General features: G+C 72.7%; 16 protein-coding genes. 8 read left to right on the top strand and 8 right to left on the bottom strand.

All coding sequences use genetic code 11. From position 1 onward, the window contains the following. Positions 1–95 precede the first annotated feature (95 nt). Entirely contained in the window at positions 96–1,724 is a 1,629-nt protein-coding gene (pruA, locus tag ACWDVW_RS31740; protein WP_449956429.1) for an L-glutamate gamma-semialdehyde dehydrogenase, read from the bottom strand. 331 nt (positions 1,725–2,055) lie between these two features. Here pruA and ACWDVW_RS31735 point away from each other — a divergent pair, with 331 nt between their 5' ends. Further along, on the top strand, positions 2,056–3,093 hold the full coding sequence (locus tag ACWDVW_RS31735; RefSeq protein ID WP_449956426.1) for a hypothetical protein: 1,038 nt from the start codon (positions 2,056–2,058) through the stop codon (positions 3,091–3,093). A gap of 13 nt (positions 3,094–3,106) precedes the next feature. On the opposite strand, the gene ACWDVW_RS31730 is transcribed toward ACWDVW_RS31735, so the two are convergent. Continuing rightward, positions 3,107–3,625 (bottom strand): DUF6912 family protein, encoded by a 519-nt coding sequence (locus ACWDVW_RS31730; RefSeq protein ID WP_449956423.1) that lies wholly within the window; start codon positions 3,623–3,625, stop codon positions 3,107–3,109. 206 nt (positions 3,626–3,831) lie between these two features. On the opposite strand from ACWDVW_RS31730, the gene ACWDVW_RS31725 reads away from it, so the two are divergent. Both ACWDVW_RS31725 and ACWDVW_RS31720 read left to right on the top strand, forming a co-directional pair. After that, positions 3,832–4,059 carry a helix-turn-helix domain-containing protein gene (locus ACWDVW_RS31725; RefSeq protein WP_396740449.1) on the top strand — a complete coding sequence of 76 codons (228 nt, stop codon included), beginning with the start codon at positions 3,832–3,834 and terminating at the stop codon, positions 4,057–4,059. 123 nt (positions 4,060–4,182) lie between these two features. After that, positions 4,183–4,845, top strand: a complete 663-nt coding sequence (locus ACWDVW_RS31720) for an Rv3235 family protein (RefSeq protein ID WP_449956420.1) — start codon at positions 4,183–4,185, stop codon at positions 4,843–4,845. A gap of 153 nt (positions 4,846–4,998) precedes the next feature. On the opposite strand, the gene secA is transcribed toward ACWDVW_RS31720, so the two are convergent. Then, positions 4,999–7,926, bottom strand: a complete 2,928-nt coding sequence (gene secA, locus ACWDVW_RS31715) for a preprotein translocase subunit SecA (protein ID WP_449956417.1) — start codon at positions 7,924–7,926, stop codon at positions 4,999–5,001. A 170-nt stretch (positions 7,927–8,096) separates the two neighbouring features. Here secA and ACWDVW_RS31710 point away from each other — a divergent pair, with 170 nt between their 5' ends. Continuing rightward, positions 8,097–9,206, top strand: a complete 1,110-nt coding sequence (locus ACWDVW_RS31710; RefSeq protein WP_449956414.1) for a GNAT family N-acetyltransferase — start codon at positions 8,097–8,099, stop codon at positions 9,204–9,206. Positions 9,207–9,315: 109 nt separating this feature from the next. On the opposite strand, the gene hpf is transcribed toward ACWDVW_RS31710, so the two are convergent. The 5 genes from hpf to mtrA form a co-directional block, all read right to left on the bottom strand. Continuing rightward, the gene (gene hpf, locus ACWDVW_RS31705) at positions 9,316–9,945 is read right to left on the bottom strand and encodes a ribosome hibernation-promoting factor, HPF/YfiA family (RefSeq protein ID WP_449956411.1); all 630 of its coding nucleotides are present in this window, start codon (positions 9,943–9,945) and stop codon (positions 9,316–9,318) included. 250 nt (positions 9,946–10,195) lie between these two features. Next, the gene (locus ACWDVW_RS31700; RefSeq protein WP_449956432.1) at positions 10,196–10,858 is read right to left on the bottom strand and encodes a ComF family protein; all 663 of its coding nucleotides are present in this window, start codon (positions 10,856–10,858) and stop codon (positions 10,196–10,198) included. A gap of 44 nt (positions 10,859–10,902) precedes the next feature. Next, positions 10,903–12,699 (bottom strand): LpqB family beta-propeller domain-containing protein, encoded by a 1,797-nt coding sequence (locus ACWDVW_RS31695; RefSeq protein WP_449956408.1) that lies wholly within the window; start codon positions 12,697–12,699, stop codon positions 10,903–10,905. Further along, entirely contained in the window at positions 12,696–14,465 is a 1,770-nt protein-coding gene (gene mtrB, locus ACWDVW_RS31690; protein WP_449956405.1) for an MtrAB system histidine kinase MtrB, read from the bottom strand. Before mtrB ends, ACWDVW_RS31695 begins: the two co-directional genes overlap by 4 nt. A 12-nt stretch (positions 14,466–14,477) precedes the next feature. Then, complete coding sequence (gene mtrA / locus ACWDVW_RS31685) at positions 14,478–15,167, bottom strand: MtrAB system response regulator MtrA (protein WP_111245291.1); 690 nt, start codon at positions 15,165–15,167, stop codon at positions 14,478–14,480. Between the two features lie 208 nt (positions 15,168–15,375). Between mtrA and ACWDVW_RS31680 the strand changes: the two genes are divergently transcribed. The 4 genes from ACWDVW_RS31680 to ACWDVW_RS31665 form a co-directional block, all read left to right on the top strand. Further along, positions 15,376–16,221 (top strand): hypothetical protein, encoded by an 846-nt coding sequence (locus ACWDVW_RS31680; RefSeq protein ID WP_449956400.1) that lies wholly within the window; start codon positions 15,376–15,378, stop codon positions 16,219–16,221. Next, on the top strand, positions 16,218–16,898 hold the full coding sequence (locus tag ACWDVW_RS31675; RefSeq protein ID WP_449956397.1) for a DUF4129 domain-containing protein: 681 nt from the start codon (positions 16,218–16,220) through the stop codon (positions 16,896–16,898). The genes ACWDVW_RS31680 and ACWDVW_RS31675 overlap by 4 nt, the downstream gene beginning before the upstream one ends. Beyond that, complete coding sequence (locus ACWDVW_RS31670) at positions 16,892–18,271, top strand: DUF4350 domain-containing protein (protein WP_449956395.1); 1,380 nt, start codon at positions 16,892–16,894, stop codon at positions 18,269–18,271. The genes ACWDVW_RS31675 and ACWDVW_RS31670 overlap by 7 nt, the downstream gene beginning before the upstream one ends. After that, on the top strand, positions 18,268–18,992 hold a 725-nt coding region (locus ACWDVW_RS31665; protein WP_449956393.1), incomplete at its 3' end, for an AAA family ATPase. The genes ACWDVW_RS31670 and ACWDVW_RS31665, both read left to right, overlap by 4 nt.

The following is an 18,992-nucleotide window of genomic DNA, read 5'->3' as shown; positions in this document are numbered from 1 at the left end:
GTCGCCAAGGGCGAGCTGGTGGAGGCGCTGCCGGCCGACGGCCTGGCGGTGCTCAACGCCGACGACCCGCTGGTCGACGCGATGGCTTACATGTCTCAGCCCATGTGGGGGTAGGTGTGGTCGGTCGGCGGGACGAAGGTCTCCTTGATCGTCCGGGGCGACATCCAGCGGACCAGGTTGTGCCAGGAGCCCGCCTTGTCGTTGGTGCCGCTGGCCCGGGCGCCGCCGAAGGGCTGCTGCCCGACCACCGCACCGGTCGGCTTGTCGTTGACATAGAAGTTGCCGGCCGCGTACCGCATCCGCTCGGCCACCGCCTCGACCACCCGGCGGTCGGTGGCGAAGACCGCCCCGGTCAGGGCGTACGGGGCGATCGACTCGGCCTGGGTGACCACGTCGTCGAAGCGGGCGTCGTCGAAGACGTGCACGCCGAGGATCGGGCCGAAGTACTCGGTGGTGAAGGTCTCGTGGGCGGGATCGCCGCACTCGAAGATCGTCGGGCGGACGAACCAGCCGACCGAGTCGTCGGCGGTGCCGCCCGCGACGACCCGGCAGCTGTCGTCGCCGGAGATCAGCTCCAGCGCGGCGGTGTGCCGGGCGAACGCCTTGTCGTCGATGACCGCGCCGCCAAAGTTACGGAAGTCGGTGACGTCGCCGTAGGCTAGCCCGTCCGCGGTGGCGGCCAGCCGGTCGCGCAGGCCACCCTCCCAGATCGACTGCGGCACGTACGCCCGGGAGGCGGCCGAGCACTTCTGGCCCTGGTACTCGAAGGCGCCCCGGATCAGCGCGGTGTGCAGGGCGTCGACGTCGGCGCTGGGGTGCGCCACCACGAAGTCCTTGCCGCCGGTCTCACCGACCAGCCTCGGATAGCCGCGGTAGGTGGCGATGTTCTCCCCGACCGTGCGCCACAGGTGCTGGAACACCTTCGTGGAGCCGGTGAAGTGGATGCCGGCCAGGTCGGGGTCGGCCAGCACCACGTCGGAGACCTCCTCGCCCCGACCGGTGACCATGTTGATCACCCCGGGCGGCAGCCCGGCCGCCTCGAAGAGCCGCATGGTGAAGTGCGCCGCGAACTGCTGCGTCGGGCCCGGCTTCCAGACCACCGTGTTGCCGAGCAGGGCCGGCGCCGAGGGCAGGTTCCCGGCGATCGCGGTGAAGTTGAACGGGGTGACCGCGTAGACGAAGCCCTCCAACGGCCGGTGGTCGAAGCGGTTCCACACCCCGGGTGAGGACATCGGCTGCTCGGCGAGCAGCTTGCGGGCGAAGTGCACGTTGAACCGCAGGAAGTCGATGAACTCGCAGGCGGCGTCGATCTCGGCCTGCACGGCGGTCTTCGACTGCCCGAGCATGGTGGCCGCGTTGAGCGTGTCGCGCCACGGACCGGAGAGCAGCTCGGCGGCGCGGAGGAAGACCGCCGCGCGCTCCTCGAAGGGCAGGGCGCGCCAGCCGGGCGCGGCCTCCTTGGCCGCCGTCACGGCGGCCCGCGCGTCGTCCCGGGTGGCGTGCCCGGTCACCCCGAGCACGTGCGCGTGCCGGTGCGGCTGCACCACGTCGATCGCCTCGCCGCCGGCCATCCGCTGCGTGCCCGCGATGGTCATCGGCAGGTCGATCCGCTCGGCGGCCAGTTCGGTGAGCCGTCGCTGGAGCCGTTCCCGGTCGGTGCTGCCCGGCTCGTAGGCGCGTACCGGCTCGTTGTGTGGCTCGGGTACGGAGAACACGGCGTCCATCAGGGCTCCTGGCGATCTCGACGGCGATGGCGAACCCGTCCCGCGATGGCGGGACGCGGTGACGAAACCGTCCCACGGTGGCGGGACCTCGACCAATCCTCCCACGCCCACCGCCCGTCGATCACATCCCGACCGCCGGATGACCATTGATCACGAGGCACCTTCACTCTCCCGGCATGGATTCGTACCCGGACGGGGCGTACGGCCGAAGAAAGACAGGCGGCATGGGCGGCGCTCGGGGTTCGGGCCGGCATCCGGGCGGGACGCGTACGCTGGGTTGCCGGTGACGTACCCGGGCCAGGTCGTCGGGCCCGGCGGTGAAGGGGAGACGATGAGCGACCAGCCCGGCGGTTCGACCGCTGCGCAGCCCGATCGGGCCGAGACCGGCGACCCGGCGGCCACCGGCGCCCTCGCCGGTCGGCCCCTGCTCGCCCCGGGCTCCCCGGTGCTGGCGCTGCTGGCGATGGGCTGGCTGGCCGCCATGCTCTGGTCCACCCGGGAGGCGATCAGTTCGGCCACCGCCGGTGTCACCGCGGTCAGCCTGTCGGCGTTCGCGCTGCCCGGGGTGATCTCGGCCGCCCTGGTGGCCGGTGCCGCGGTCGGGCTGGCCGCCGCCGAGCCGGTGACCCGCCACCGGGACCGGGTGACCCTGCGATTCGCGGTGGCGGTCGGGGCCGGCCTGCTGGTCGGGATCGCCGCCGCACTCGTGATCGACCTGACCTACGTCGGCAACACCACCACCCGCACGATCGCGAGCACCACGGCCGCAGCGGCGGTCATCGGTGGCGCGCTGGCGGGTGCGCGCAACGGCGCGGTCGTCGGCGCGGTCGCCTCCGCCACGCTCGGCACGCTGCTGTTCGTGGTGGCCTTCAGCGCGGCCCGGGACCCACTGTTCCACCTGTTCGGCGCGGGCGACAGCCAACAGTCGCTGATCGACGCGGCCGCCTGGGTCTCCCGGACCGAATCGCTGCTCGCCGGGCTGATCGCCGGCGCCCTGGCCTTCGGCTATCTCGCCTGGGCCCGGCGGCGGGCCGCCCGGGTCGACCAGGCGATCACCGGGCCGCGCTGGCCGGCGTACCTCGTCGCCGGGGCCGGCCCCGGGCTCCTGCTGCTGCTCGCCGAGGTGATCATCCGCATCGGCGGGCGTTCGCTGATCGACCTGGCCGCCGCGCTGAGCGAGGCGGACGCGGTGGCGCAGACCTCGCTCGGCACCTCCCGGGTGGACAACGGCATCTGGGTGCTGTTCGTCGGCGCGCTGACCGCGCTGATCGCGTTCGGCCGCACGCTCGGCCCGGCCTCGGACGACGACGAGTCGGAGAGCGGCACCGAAGCCACCGCCGCCGACGGTACGACCACCGCCGGCCGCTGAGGCCCCCGCCGGCTCAGCTCTCGTCGGCGGTCGCGCGCAGCAGCACGTCCAGTTCGCTCGGGTCGTACCACTCGAGTTCGTGGTCCTCGGCGCTGTCGACGGTGAACTGCGCGTCCGGGTCGCCGGCCAGCGCCTCCGCCACCACCTGCGCGGCGGCGGCGACGTCCGTGGCGGCGTCCGCGCCGTCCACGTGGATGGCCGCCACGGCGGCGGCCGGCACCACGCCACCCACCTCGACCACGCTGGACCCGAGTTCGCCGTCACCGCGCCCGACCGCCCGTGCGGGCAGGTCCGCCGAGACCACCACCCGGCGACGCGGGGCGGCGGGGTCGTGACGGATCAGTTGCAGGGCGTCCTGGGCGGCCCGGGTGAAGGCGACGTACTCCAACTCCTCCTCGTCGCCCTCGGCGTACCACTCGCGCAGCATCGGCGTCACCGCGTGCGCCTGCGCCGCCCCGAGGCCGTCCTCGGAGAGCCTGGCCAGCATCGGTACGGTCGCCGGCACGTAGACCCGCACTAGCTCGTCGGTCACCGGTGGTCTCCCCCGCTCTCGTGAACCGGCCCCCGCCGGTCTCGCCGTACGCCCTGACCGTCATACACCCCGGACCCGCTCCGGTGGAAGTTTCGCGCCGGGTCGGGTGTGTCCGAGTCGCCGCGCCGACGCACGGCGCAGCGGCTGGGCTGGACCAGGTAGACAATGGCAAACTGAGGCAAACGACGCCAACCCGGGGAGTCTCCGTGGAGCCGAGGTTCCTGCTCCTGTCCGACGTGGCCACCGAGCTGAACGTGTCGGACTCGCAGGTCTACCACATGGTACGCAGCGGCGAGCTACCCGCGATCAAGATCGGCGGCCGGGGCCAGTGGCGCGTCGAGCGCGCCCGGCTGGAGGAGTACATCCAGCGCAAGTACGCGGAGACCGCCGAGTGGATCCGGGGCAACCCGCTCACCGACCGCGACCCCGAGTAGTCACCCGATCCCGCCGCGCCATTGACCGACCCTGATCCATGTCCGAAGATGGAAGCTGTCGAAGGCAAACGAAGGCAAACGCAACCAACGACCGCTGACATCCCCGAGGCGAGGCGCAGTGCGATGACCGACCTCCGGCGACCCGGGCCGTCCCGCCCTCCCGTGCGGCTACGGCCCGCCCCCGCGTTCGACCCGCCGTTCCTGGACGAGGACGCCACCGGCTGGCCCGTCCCGGTGCACGGCCAGCTCGCTCTCGACCTCTTCGCCGATGCCGCGCCGTGGTCCGTCCGGCGCGAACCCGACCGGCCGCCCACCCGACGCCCCGTCCTCGGCACCGTGTCCCGGGTCGGCGAACCCGGGCCGCACACCCATCCGGCACCGTCCGGGCCGGGGGCCGACCGGTCCCGACGACTGCCGCCCGACGCACTGGTCACCGCCACACCGGCGGCCACCCAGGTGGCACACCGCTTCGTGGCGACCTGCCTGGAGGTGTTCAACGGCTTCCGGCCACCGGTGCAGTTGCGGCGTCACCTCGATCCGGCCCGCGCCGCCCACCTGCTGCCCGAGTTGGCCAGGGCCGCCGCCCGAGGCGCCCCGGCCCCGGCCCGCCGCCGGTCCACCCGCCCCGGTCTCCGGCTGCGTCGGCTACGTGTCTGCGAGCCGCGTCCGGCCGCCATCGAGGTCGCCGTGGTGCTCACCGGGGCCGCCGGCCGCACCTGGGCGATGGCGCTCCGCCTGGAACACCGGCGCGGCACCTGGCTCTGCACCGACCTCCGCGTCCTCTGAGCGCCCCCGGTCGGAGCACAACCGCTCGAAAGACGCGACGGAGCCGTGGCGACCAGGACCACCGCCCCGGACGCGACGGAGCCGTGGCCACCAGGACCACGGCTCCGTCGAGAACCCGTCGTGGCGGGGCCGGTAGGCCCGCCGACTGCGGCGTCAGTCCGCCGAGCCGCCCCCGGGGGCGCCGTGGCAGCGCTTGTACTTACGGCCCGAGCCGCAGGGGCACGGCGCGTTGCGGGACGGCCCGTTGCCGGCGCTCACCTGCCCGGTCGGCGCCGACTGGCGGGCCGTGCTGGCGGCCACACCGGCGCCCCGGTTGGTGGCCGAGCGCTGCGGTGCCGAGGGAGCCGTCCGACCCGGCGCCGCCGGAGCCGCCGGCTCCGGGCCACCGATGCCGAGGGCGGGGGCACGCTGGTCGTCGCGCTGCACGGCGACCGCACCGGACCCGGCCTCCCCGTCGATGGTCGGCGCGGAGTACTGCAGGCCCTGCTGCTGCGGTGCCCGACCCAGGCCCTTGGCCCGGACCTCCACCGGCTTGTCCAACAGCTGGACCTCCTCGGCCTCCGGCTCCGGCTCGTTGACCTGGACGTCCAGGTTGTAGAGGAAACCGACCGTCTCCTCCTTGATGCCTTCCATCATGGTGGTGAACATGGCGAAGCCCTCGCGCTGGTACTCCACCACCGGGTCACGCTGGGCGTAGGCGCGCAGCGAGATGCCCTCCTGGAGGTAGTCCATCTCGTAGAGGTGCTCACGCCACTTGCGGTCGATGACCTGGAGCAGCACCATCCGCTCAAGCTGCCGGGTGCCCTCGGCGCCGAGCTGCTCCTCACGCCGGTCGTACGCGGCGTTCGCGTCGTCCCTGAACTGGGCGACCAGGAAGTCGGCGTCGATGCTGGCGCGCGAGCCGCCGGCCTCCTCCTCGATGTCCTCGATGGTGATGCCGACCGGGTAGAGCTGCTTGAGGTTGGTCCAGAGCTGGTCCAGGTCCCAGTCCTCGGCGTACCCGTCGGAGGTGGCCCCCCGCACGTACTCCTCGACCACGCTGTTGATCATGTTGCGGACCTGGTCGGAGAGGTCCTCGCCGTTGAGTACGCGCAGCCGCTCGGCGTAGATCACCTGGCGCTGCTTGTTCATGACCTCGTCGTACTTGAGGACGTTCTTACGGATCTCGGCGTTCTGGCCCTCGATCTGGGCCTGCGCGCCCTTGATCTGGCGGGTGACCATCTTCGACTCGATGGGCACGTCCTCCGGGATGTTGAAGCGCTCCATCACCGCCTCGACCGCGCCGGAGCGGAACCGCTTCATCAGGTCGTCCTGGAGGGAGAGATAGAACCGCGACTCACCCGGGTCGCCCTGCCGGCCGGAACGACCACGCAGCTGGTTGTCGATCCGGCGGGACTCGTGCCGCTCGGTACCCAGCACGTAGAGCCCACCGGCTGCGGCGACCTCCTCGGCCTCCGCGTCACAGGCCTGCTTCCACTTCGGCGTGACCTCTTCGAGCGCCTTGTCGTACTCCTCGGCGTTCTCCATCGGGTCGAGGCCGCGCTGGCGCAGCTCGCTCGCGGCGAGGAACTCGGGGTTGCCGCCGAGCAGGATGTCCGTGCCTCGACCGGCCATGTTGGTGGCGACCGTGACCGCACCCTTACGACCGGCCTGGGCGACGATCTCCGCCTCGCGGGCGTGGAACTTCGCGTTGAGCACCGAGTGCGGGATGCCCCGGCGGCGCAGCAACTGGGACAGGATCTCGGAGTTCTCCACCGAGACGGTGCCGACCAGCACCGGCTGCCCGGCCTGGTGCCGCTCGGCGATGTCCTCGATGACCGCGTTGAACTTGGCCTTCTCGGTCTTGTAGATGACGTCGGCGCGGTCCTCCCGGACCATCGGCCGGTGAGTCGGGATGGTCACCACGCCGACCTTGTAGACCTTGTTGAACTCGCCCGCCTCGGTCTGCGCCGTACCGGTCATGCCGGAGAGCTTGTCGTAGAGGCGGAAGTAGTTCTGGAGGGTGATGGTGGCCAGGGTCTGGTTCTCCTGCTTGATCTCCACCCCCTCCTTGGCCTCGATCGCCTGGTGCATGCCCTCGTTGTAGCGACGGCCGTGCAGGATGCGGCCGGTGAACTCGTCGACGATCAGGACCTCGCCGTCGCTGACGATGTAGTCCTTGTCGCGCTTGTAGAGCTCCTTGGCCTTGATGGCGTTGTTCAGGTAACCGACCAGCGGGGTGTTCACCGACTCGTAGAGGTTGTCGATGCCGAGCCGGTCCTCGACCTTGGCCACACCGCGCTCGGTGACCGCGATGGTGCGCTTGGAGAAGTCGACCTCGTAGTCACCCTCGCCGTCCTTGCCCACCTGGAGGCGGGCCACCACGGCGGCGAACTCGCCGTACCAGCGGGCGGAGTGCTCGGCCGGGCCGGAGATGATCAGCGGGGTCCGGGCCTCGTCGATCAGGATGGAGTCGACCTCGTCGACCACGGCGAAGTTGTGGCCGCGCTGGACCAGCTCGTCCTTCGACCACGCCATGTTGTCGCGCAGGTAGTCGAAGCCGAACTCGTTGTTCGTGCCGTAGGTGATGTCGCACTCGTAGGCCGCGCGGTGCTCGGTGGCCGGACGGTTCGGCAGCACCACACCGACGCTGAGGCCGAGGAACTCGTGCACCCGGCCCATCCAGGCGGCGTCACGCTGGGCCAGGTAGTCGTTCACCGTGACCACGTGCACGCCCTCGCCGGACAGCGCGTTGAGATAGACCGGCATCACCGAGGTCAGGGTCTTGCCCTCACCGGTCTTCATCTCGGCGATGTTGCCGAAGTGCAGCGCCGCGCCACCCATCACCTGCACGTCGTACGGCCGCTGGCCGAGCACGCGCGCCGCCGCCTCCCGGCAGACGGCGAAGGCCTCGGGCAGCAGGTCGTCCAGGGTCTCGCCCTCGGCGAGCCGTTCCCTGAACTGCTCGGTCATGCCGCTCAGCTCTTCGTCGGTGAGGTTGACGTAGTCGTCCTCGATCGAGTTGACGGCGGCGGCGATCGCCTTGAGGCGGCGCACCATGCGCCCCTCGCCCGCGCGGAGGACCTTTTCCAGAATCGACACGGATCAACTCTCCCCTAGACAGTCTCGAACCATCGTAGGCGTTCCATCGGGCCGATGGTCACTGGTGGCGGTGGTCGGCCGCCGCGAAACCGACATAACACACCTGCGGGCCGTCCGCCGCTCGGTCATCGGGTTACGCCGTGGGCGAACGATCCGGCACGATGTCTCGGATGGAGCCCGTGGAGATCGCCGAGGACGGGGTGCGGTTGCGCCCCTTCCACGCCGCCGACGTCACCGACGTCGCCGCCAGCTGCGCCGACCCATTGGTCCAGCGGTACCTGGATGCCCTGCCCGACCCGTACACCGAGGCCGACGCCCGGTGGTGGGTCAGCGAGGGCGCGCCGGCCAGGTTCGCCGCCGGCGGCTCCGCCTACGCCATCGCGGACCCGGGCAGTGACCGGTTGCTCGGCGCGGTCGGGCTGAGCAACCCGGTGCCGCTGCGCGGCCAGGCCGAGATCGGATACTGGGTGGCGCCGTGGGCGCGCGGCCGGGGCGTCGCCACCGCCGCCACCCGGGCCCTGGCGCAGCGGGCCTTCGCCACCGGCACCGCCCGGCTGGAGCTGCTCACCCACGTCGAGAACACGGCTAGCCAGCGGGTCGCGCTGGCCGCCGGCTTCCAACCCGAAGGGATACGCCGCTCCAGCGGGCCGGTGCGCGGTGGCGGCCGACGGGACCTGACGGTCTGGGTACGCCTCGCCGACGATCCGCCCGGACCGTCCCCGCGTCCGTTGCCGGACCTGCCCGACGGCCGGCTCACCGACGGGGTGGTCGTGCTGCGCCCGCTCGACCTCGACGACGCGGACGACATGTACCGCCTACAGAGCACGCCCGAGGTGGTGGCCAGCATGGTGCCGCCCGAGCCGCCCGCTCGGGACGACGTCGACCGCAGGTGTGCCGGCGCGCAGAGCCAGTGGCTGGTCGGCCGGTCCGCCGCCCTGGTCGTCCGGGACGCGGCCAGCGACGCGTTCCTCGGCGGGTGCTCGCTGATCCACGAGCCGCCCGCGAGCCAGGCGATGATCGGCTACAGCCTGCTGCCCGCGTGGTACCGGCGCGGATACGCGACCCGGGCCGTTCGGCTGCTCACCCGGTGGGGGTTCGACCACGTCGGGCTGGCGCGGATCTGGGCGGGCACGCTTCCGGAGAACCTCGCCTCACAGCGGGTCCTGGAGAAGGTCGGCTTCCGGCGGGAGGGCCTGCTGCGCGGGCGGCTGCTCGGCGCGGAGGGTGCCCGGGCCGACTCCACGGTGTACGGGCTGCTCCGCACCGACCCGAGGCACTGACCGCTCGGGTGGGACCGGACGCGCCGCCTCCGGACCGGTCGCGCCGACTGGACCTGCCGCACCGCCTCCGGATCGGGCGCTCCCCGACCCGGAGACGGCGGTGGGCCGCTCAGATGTCCAGCGAGATGATGCCGTAGTCGTAGGCGTGCCGTCGGTAGACCACGCTCGGCCGGCCGGACTCCTTGTCGTGGAACAGGTAGAAGTCGTGACCGACCAGTTCCATCTGGAAGAGGGCGTCGTCGACGGTCATCGGCTCGGCGGGGTGGACCTTCTCCCGGGCGATGTGCCAGGGCTGGTCCTCGTCGTACTCCTGCTCCGGCCGCTCGGCCACGGCGGTGGCGGTGCCGGACTCCGCAGGCGCGGCGAGCGCGGGCAGGTCGGTCACCGGCAGGCCGGCGGTGGCGGCGGCGACCGAGATCGGCGTGTGCCGGCCACGGTGTACGCGGCGCCGGTCGGCGGCGCGGCGCAGCCGGGCGTCGAGCTTGGCGATGGCCGCGTCGAGCGCGCTGTAGAAGTCGTCGGTGCAGGCCTCCGCCCGGATCACCGGGCCCCGGGAGTAGCAGGTGATCTCCACCCGCTGGCAGTGATCGGCCTGGCGCGGATTGCGCTCGTGGAACAGCTCCACATCGACACGAATAAGTTTGTGGTCGTAGCGTTCGATCTTCGTGAGCTTGTCTGCTACGTGTACCCGGTAGTGATCCGGCACTTCGACGTTACGGCCCTTGACCACGATGTCCACGTGACCTCCCTCGATCGGATGGTCTTCGATCCGAGCAGCCCGGTCGCGCGTGGTGGGGACGACCCCGTTCGGCGTCGACCGGTCAATACGGCTACGCCTCCTCTCACCGCCGGGGGTGGGTGGAATCGCCTTCCTACCCCCGACAGCCAAACGCTAACTCCTGTTCGCCCGGCCGTCACCCCCCGTCGCCAAGACCACCGGGTGATTTCCACAGCTCATACACGAAGGGGTGAAACGGAAACACAATCGGTTACGGTTGGCGCCTTCGCTCGGTCGCCGCGAGCACCGTCGCCACCGACGGCGACCACCCGTGCACGGCCAGCACCCGACTGATCGCCGCCAGGGTGGCCCCGGTGGTGACGATGTCGTCCAGCAACACGACGCTCGCCCCGTCCGGCAGCGGCCCGAGATCGGGGCGCGCCCGGAACGCCGCCGCCGCGGCGGCGGCCCGACCGGCACTGTCCAGCGTGACCGAGTCCGGACGCGGCGTGGCGCGCACCGCCCGGCGGACCCGCACCGGCCAGCCCGCCTCGCGTAGCCGGTGGGCACAGTGGCGGGTCAACCGGCCGAGGTGGTCGCCGTACCGGGCCCGGGCCGCCGCCGGGGTGTCCGGCACCGGCACCAGCAGCACCGGGCGCACCGGACCGACCGCCGCCGCCACGACCTCGGCGAGCAGGGCACCGAGCGGTCGGGCCAGGCCGTGCCGACCGTGGTCCTTGTACGCCAGCAGGGTCTCCCGCAACGGCCCGCCGTAGGGGCCCAGGGCGTGACAGGGTGGCAGCCCGGGTGGGGCGGGCACCGGCCGCACCGGCCCGGGGCGCAGCGCCCCGAGCATGGCCACGCACTCCGGACACACCCCGTGACGCAGTCCCGACCGGCGTTCCCGGCATCCGGCGCAGTCGGCGGGCAGCACCAGGTCGGTCAGGTCCGCCCAGAGCCCGCCCAGCACGGCGCCGCCTAGTAGAGGAAGAAGGGCGCGGTGGGGTTGCCCGGACGTACCCCGGCGGGCGGCGGCGTGACGTCCTGCACCTGGTCCCGCACGATCCGCTCGAACGGGTTGCTGCGGTACGCGACGCCGTTGGCCTCGTACATGAACGAGCCCGCGTACGGGGAGAGCGGCATCGTCGGGTACGCGGCCAGGTGGCTCACCTCGGCACCGGCGTCCTCCCGCAGCGGGGTCTCCAGGGCGCCGTCCACGCTGACGTCGTAGATCGCCGGTCGACCCGCCGAGCCGGCCACCAGCAGCCGGTTCTCCGCGCCCCAGTCGACCGCCGTCGGCCGGGTCAACGTGGTGACCAGACGCCGCGCCGGGCCGACCGTGGGTACGCCGCCCTCCCAGCTGATCGCCGCCACGTACAGGGCACCGTCGACGATCAGGGCGACCCGGTGCCCGTCCAGTGCCGCGGCGACCCCGCTGACCCGACCCGGCAGGCCCAGTTGCACCGGCCGCAGCGCGGCCTGGTCGTCGAAGCGGTAGAGCCGGCCGTCGGCGACCACCAGCCCGTACGGGCGGCCGTGGTCGCTGCGGAGCCACACCGGCCGGCTGATCGCGGTGTGCCCACGGGCCGGCTCGGTCACGAAGTTCTCCACCACGTCCCGGCCCCGCCCGACACTCAGCCGCTGCCGGCCGTCCCCGCCGGTCACGACCAGCGCGGCCAGCACGTCGGGACCGGCCCGACGCAGCCCGGCGGAGACGATGTCGCGGTTCGCCTCGGCGGCCACCGGGACCGGCCGGTTCGGTTCGCTGGTGACGGCAAGTCCGTGGATCGCGCCGTCGTAGACGCAGTACCGGGCGGTGCCGTCGAGCGTGTACAGCGCGTTCGACGACCGCTGACCACCCAGGTCGACCACCTTGCGGGACTGGTTCAGGATCTTGATCTCGACGGTGCCCTCCAGCTCCGGCAGAGACCAGGCCAGTTGGGTGGCGAGCTGCTCCAGACGCCCGTCGTCGGCACCGGGCATGTCCAGGTTGACCTCCCACCGGCCGTCCGCGCCGGTGGCGTTGTTGATCATCTCGGTCCGGTCGGGCAGGCCGGAGGCACCGGCCCGCAGCCATTCCGAGGGGCCAGCGGTCAACCAGCGGACCACCTCGCTGACCCGGCGTTCGGCGGGCACGACCGAGGAGAGGTACCGCTGGTCGGGCACCAGCCGGGTGCGGTCGGAGTTCCAGAAGTAGATCGACTGCGCCTGGTAGTAGCGGCGCAGCGCCTCGTCGCTGAGCAGCAGCACGTTGGGCGGGTCGCTGACATAGAAGCCGGCGTCGTCCTGACCCGCCGGACCGGCGCTGATCAGCCGGAACTCGTAGGTCGACTCGGTGGCGAGCGGCGGCACCAGCATGCCGTTGGCCCGCAGCAGGCCGACCTGCTGCACGGTGATGGTGACCTTCATGCTGTCGACGTCCGGCTCGATCACCGGGTCGTCGGTCAGGCGGACCACCGACAGCGCCACCTCGCTGCCCTGCCGCTCCTGGAGGCTGGGCTTGTCGGCCGCCGCGATGAACTGCTTGACCCGCTCGTACGCCCGGTCCGGCTCGCCCGCGGCGGCGGCCAGGAAGTTGCGGACGAACGCCTCGGCGTCGCTCCCGCTGGCCGTCCGGGTCGGCGGCTCGGTGCCCCGTCCCAGCGACCAGCTCGCCTCGGCCGCCGGCCCGCGCTGCTCGACCTGCACCTCGGAGTGATCCGGGATGCCGCAACCCGCGGTGAGGGTCAGCGCCAGGGCGACGCCGAACACGCCACCGACCACCCGACGCCTCACGACCCCACCTCCGCGCGCTGCTCGGGCACGGGTGGGGTCCCGCCGCTCGCCGGTGCGACGGTGAGCCCACCGGCCGGTCCCGGGCCGATGGCCAGCAGGCTCCCGGCGGGGGCACCGCCGAACGGCAGCGTCGCGTCGGCCGGCACCAGGCGCAGCGGCGAGGTGGTCAGCCGGTCACCGGCCCGCGCCGGCAGGGTGAGTCGGAACTGGGCGCCCTGCCCGGGCGCGCCCCACGCCTCCAGCCAGCCGCCGTGCAGCCGGGCGTCCTCCAGGCTGATCGACAGGCCCAGCCCGGTGCCGCCGGTCTGCCGGGCCCGTGACGGGTCGGCCCGCCAGAACCGGTTGAACACCAGCTTCTCCTCGCCGGGCTTGAGCCCGACGCCGTGGTCGCGGACGGTGAGCGCCACGGCGGTCTCGTCCATCCCGAGCGTGATCCGCACCGGTCGGCCCTCACCGTGCTCCACAGCGTTGCCGACCAGGTTGCGCAGCACCCGTTCGACCCGGCGCGGGTCGATCTCGGCGATCACCGGGGCCGAGGCCACATCCAGCTCGATCGTCACCCCGACCCGATCGGCCAGCCCGGAGAGCCGGTCCACCACCCGGTGCACCACCGGCACCAGGTCGGTGGGCTCGGAATCGAGCACCGCGAAGCCGGCGTCGAACCGGCTGATCTCCAGCAGGTCGGTCAGCAACTCCTCGAACCGGTCCAGCTCCGCCTGGAGCAGCTCGGCGCTGCGGGCCACCGCCGGGTCGAACTCGTCCCGCTCGGCGAAGATCAGGTCGGCGGCCATCCGGACCGTGGTCAGCGGGGTCCGCAACTCGTGTGAGACGTCCGAGGTGAACCGGCGTTGCAGCCGGGACATCTCCTCCAGCCGCAGGATCTGTCGTTGCAGGTTGGTGGCCATCTGGTTGAACGAGGCGGCGAGCAGGGCCAGGTCGTCCTCGCCGTTGACCGCCATCCGCTGGTCGAGCAGGCCGGCGGAGAGCCGCTGGGCGGTCCGGGCGGCGACCCGCACCGGCAGCACCACGAGCCGGGTCACCAGCGCGGCGAGCACGCCGAGCAGCAGCACCAGGGCGACCCCGGTGGCGACCACGGTGGCCCGGGCCTGGCCGGACGTCACGTCCTGCACGGTCAGTGGCACGAAGTAGTAGAGCTCCACCTGACCGAACTGGGTCGGCACCGGTGTGCCGTAGACCAGGTACTTCGTGTCGTCGTCGCTGGTGAGGCGCCCGGTGACGATCTGGTTGGCCACGTTGCCGTCGGTGACCGCGTCCCGCAGCTCGGGGCTGATCAGCGGTCGGACGTTCACCGACGGCGAGGTGCGCGGCTCGATCACCCCGGGGTAGCTGTCGGCGGTGAGGGCCACCACGACGCCGCTGTTCTGCTGGGGGTCACCGCCGGCCAGGTAGTTGACCGTGCCGTCGATGGTCTCCTGGAGCTGGGCCTCCTGCGGCTGGCCGTAGAGGCTGAACTGCTTGGCCGCGTACTCGGCGCCGTTCATCAGCCGGAGCTGGACGTCGGTCTTGGCGTTGTCCAGCAGGATGTTGGTGATCTTGTCGGCGATGAGGAACGCGAACCCGCCCACCAGCAGGCTGGAGACCACCAGGGTGATGGTCACCACCCGGACCTGCAGCGAGCGCCGCCAGGTCTGGTGCAGCCCGGCGAGGAGCCGCGCGGCCCGGCCGCTGAGCCCACGCCACAACTCCCACGCGGCACCTCGCCGGTGGGACGTCGTGTCAAGATCCGGTAGCGGGGAGTTGGTCACAGTGCGACCAGGCTATCCGGTGCCCGCCTTGTAACCCACGCCGCGCACGGTGAGGATGATTTCCGGACGCTCCGGATCCGGCTCGATCTTGGCACGCAGCCGCTGGACGTGCACGTTGACCAACCGGGTGTCCGCCGCGTGCCGGTATCCCCAGACCTGTTCCAGCAGCACCTCGCGGGTGAAGACCTGCCGTGGCTTGCGGGCGAGCGCGACCAGCAGGTCGAACTCCAGCGGCGTCAGCTTCACCTCCTCGCCGTTGCGGCTCACGGTGTGCGCCGGCACGTCGATGGAGATCTGGTTGCCGGGCGGGCCGATGGTGAGCATCTCCGGTGCCGCGTCCTCGCCCCGCCGCAGCCGGGCCCGCATCCGGGCGACCAGCTCCTTGGGCTTGAACGGCTTCACCACGTAGTCGTCCGCCCCGGACTCCAGGCCGAGCACGACGTCGACCGTGTCGCTCTTGGCGGTGAGCATGACGATCGGTACGCCCGATTCGGCCCGGATCGCCCGCGCCACGTCGATTCCGCTCATTCCAGGCAACATAAGGTCGAGCAGGACGATATCGGGTCGATTGTCACGGAACGCGGCCAATGCCCGTTCCCCGTCCGCCACGAAGGACGGCATGAAGCCTTCACTGCGCAGCACGATGCCGAGCATCTCGGCAAGCGCAGGGTCGTCGTCGACCACCAGTACCCGGGCTCTCATGGGGTTAATGTTTCCATCCCGTCAGTTCGGTGGGCTCGGCGTCACCCGGCACGCTACTGCCGGAGGACACGCAGTGCCCAGCACCGGCCGGTTGCACCGCTCTCGCGAAGCCACCCGGGCCGGGCCTGCAGCCGGGCGGACCGCGCGTGTCAACATGATCCCCGGGTGCGCCGCCGCGCGCCACCATCCACGCCTCCCAGGAGTACGCGTGCCCGAAGCAGGCCCCACCGCCGTGCTCCCCGGCCGCCCGCTCACCGTCGGTGAACTCCTCGACTCCGCCGTGCTCCTGTTGCGCCACCACGCCTCGACGCTGCTCCCCCTCGCCGCCGTACTCGCCGTCGGCGAACAACTCCTCCTGCTGCCGCTGCGTACCGCCCTCGGTGTCGGCCCGCCACTGTGGTGGCTGCCGAACCTCAACAATCTCGGCGGGTTCTGGCTGCTGCTCGCGCTCGGGGCGGCGACCGAGGCGATGATCGTCGTGCTGCTCGGCAACCCGGCCGCCCGGGCCGCCGGTGGCGCGCTGCTCGGTCACCACCGCACCGCCCGGCATCTGATCCGCCCCACCGGTGGCCGGTGGGGCGCGACCGTGCTGCTCGCGCTGCTGGTGGGTGCCGCGATGCTGTTCCTGTCGCTGCTCGGCCCGGCATGGTTCGTCGGGTGGGCCCTGCTCGGCGCGGTCGCCCCCGCCCTCGTGCTCGACCGGGTCACGCCACCACGTGCGCTCACCCGCTCCGCCTCGCTCGCCGTGCGGATCGAGGGTCGCGGCGCCGCCCTGCGGACCCTCGGCTACCTGGTCTGGTGGATCCTGCGGGTCGGTCTGGGCTGGGGCAGTTTCATCGGGTTGTCCACGCTCGGCCTGATCGAGGGCGAGGGCGCCCTGGTCGTCGCCGCAGCCCTGCTCTGGGCAGCGGTCAACACCGTCGCCTACGCCGCGCTGGCCTGCCTGGACGCGGTCCTGCACCTGGAGACCCGGATCCGCACCGAAGGGCTGGACATCCACCTGTCCCGACAACCGGCCGACGCGGCACCGGCAGCCCTGGCGGTGCGCGGATGAACGTCAGCCGGTGGTGGACCGAGACCACGGCGGCACTCGGCGACCACGTCCCGCTGCCGCTGGCCGCCCTGCTGCTGGTGCTGGTCACGGCCCTGGTCGCGGTCGGCTGGTACGCCTACCCGAGCTGGGTTCCCCGGCGGATTCCCCGACTGCGTCGGCGTACCCGGAGCCGGGCGGAGCGCACCGCGACGGTCACTGCGGTGCCCGCGCCCGCCGTCGCCGGTCTGCCGTCCCCGGCCGTGCCGTCGGTCGCCCCCGACCTGGCCGACCGGCTCTCCGCCGACGGCCGCTACGCCGAGGCCGTCCGGGAACGACTGCGCGCCATGCTGCACGACCTCACCGACCGGCGGGTGGTCTGGATCCGGCCGGGCATGACCGTCAGCGAGGTCGTCACCACGGCCAGCACCAACCGCCCGCCCGTCGGTCCGCCGCTGACCGCCGCAGCGGACATCTTCTCCGAGCTCTGGTACGCCCAACGCGACGCCACCGTCGAGCACGACCACCGGATGCGGGAACACGCCGACCGGTTGCGACACGTGCTCGCCGACGACGACCAGGCACCGCCGACCGTGGCCGCCACGACCGGACCACCCGGCGCCACCGCCGGATCCGGCCCGACCCACCGACCCGGCCCGGCCGACGGACCAGGGGCCGCATCGAGGGAGACCACGTGGTGACGCCCCGGACCGCCCGCCGCCGGCACCGGGTGGTGATCCCAGTCGTCCTCGCCGCGCTGGTGCTCACCGTCACCCTGGTCAGTCGCGAGTTCGACCAGCCCGACCAGACCGACCGGGGATTCCTCTCCCCGGTGGCCACCGGGGACGACGGCGGCAGCCGGCTCGCGGCCAGCCTGGCCCGCAACGGTGTTTTGGTGCAGCGGGAGACCGAGACCGTCCAGGCGCTGCGGGCCACCCGGGGCACACCGGCCACCCTCTTCGTTCCGGCACCCGAACTGCTGCACCCGCGTACCGTCGACGACCTCGGCCTGCTGCCCGCCGGCACCCGGCTGGTCCTGGTCGACCCGCCCCGGCGGGTGCTGGACGCTGCCGGGCTGCCGATCCGGCCCGCCGCGCAGCGGTGGGCGGCGCGGGCGGTCGCGCCGCACCACGACGGCCGGGCCTGCCCGCTGGCCGAGATGTCCGGCGTCGGCACCGCCGCCGTCACCCGGGCGCGGTACGCGCCCACCGGGGCCGTGGAACCCGTCGAGTTCTGCTTCGCCGCCGGCCTGGCCCGGGTGCCGGGGCCCAGCGAGCGCCTGGTGGTGGGGGCCAGCGACCCGTTCCGCAACAGCCGCATCGACGAGTGGGACAACCACGCCTTCGCCACCGGCCTGCTCGCCGGCACCGGCCGGGTGGTCTGGCTCGACCTGGACGGCCCCGCACCGGCGCCGCCCGAGCCGCCGCCGGGCCAGGCCAGCCCGCCACCGGACCGGACCGACTCCGGGTACGGCGAACCCGAGAACGACCCGGACGTGGGCACCGGCAACGGTGCGGAGAACACCCCCGGTGACCGGTCCGGACGGGACTCGTCCGGACCCGGCCGCTCCGGGCCGGACGACTCGACCAACCCGCTCTGGTCCGCCTTCCCGCCCTGGTTCTGGGCGCTGCTGCTGCAACTGCTGCTGGCCGCCCTGCTCGTCGGTGTCTGGCGGGCCCGACGACTCGGTCCGCCGACGCCGGAGCCGTTGCCGGTGGCCGTCCCCGCCGCCGAGACGGTGCACGGACGAGCCCGCCTCTATCAGCGGGCGCAGGCCCACGAGAGCGCCGCCGAGACGCTGCGGGCCGCCGCCCGGACCCGGTTGGCCCGCCGACTGCACCTGCCCGCGGAGACCGGGCACGAGGGCGTCGCCGCCACCGTGGCAGCCCGTACCGGGACCCCCCGGGAGGTCGTCGACCACCTGCTGCACGGTCCGCCGCCGACCACCGACCAGGACCTGCTGGACCTGGCCACCGGCCTGGATCGGGCGGCCTGGGCCGGCGGCGTCGATCCGGCCGGGTCACGACCGTCACCCCCCGTACCGCAGCCCCGATCCGAAGGAGAACCCCGGTGACCCGACCCGCCACCACCACCGCCGACCCGCTCGCCGCCGACCCCGCCCGGGCCGCGCTGCACCGGTTGCGCGCCGAGGTGGCCAAGGCGGTCGTCGGGCAGGACGCCGTCGTCGCCGGCCTCGTCGTCGCGCTGCTCTGCCGGGGCCACGTCCTGCTGGAGGGCGTACCGGGGGTGGCCAAGACGCTGCTGGTGCGCACGCTGGCCGCCGCGCTGGACCTGACGGCCCGGCGGGTGCAGTTCACCCCGGACCTGATGCCCGGCGACGTCACCGGCTCGATGGTCTTCGACTCGCGGACCGCGGCGTTCACCTTCCGCGAAGGGCCGGTCTTCACCAACCTGCTGCTCGCCGACGAGATCAACCGGACCCCGCCGAAGACCCAGTCCGCGCTGCTCGAAGTGATGGAGGAGCGGCAGGTCACCGTCGAGGGCGAGCGCCGTGGCCTGCCCGACCCGTTCATCGTGGTGGCCACCCAGAACCCGGTGGAGTACGAGGGCACCTACCCGCTGCCGGAAGCCCAACTGGACCGCTTCCTGCTCAAGCTGACCGTGCCGCTGCCCAACCGGGACGAGGAACTGGGGGTGCTGCGCGCCCACCACGCGGGCTTCGACCCGGGCGACCTGGCCGGCGTCGGTGTGGGCCCGGTGGCCGGCGCCGCCGACCTCGCCACGGCGCGCTCGATGAGCCCGGCCGACGTCGCCACCGGCCACGTCCGCCGCTA

Source organism: Micromonospora sp. NPDC003241 (assembly GCF_053589795.1).
The sequence above is the reverse complement of the archived record's forward strand: the minus strand, read 5'-3'. Positions and strand labels throughout refer to the sequence as shown.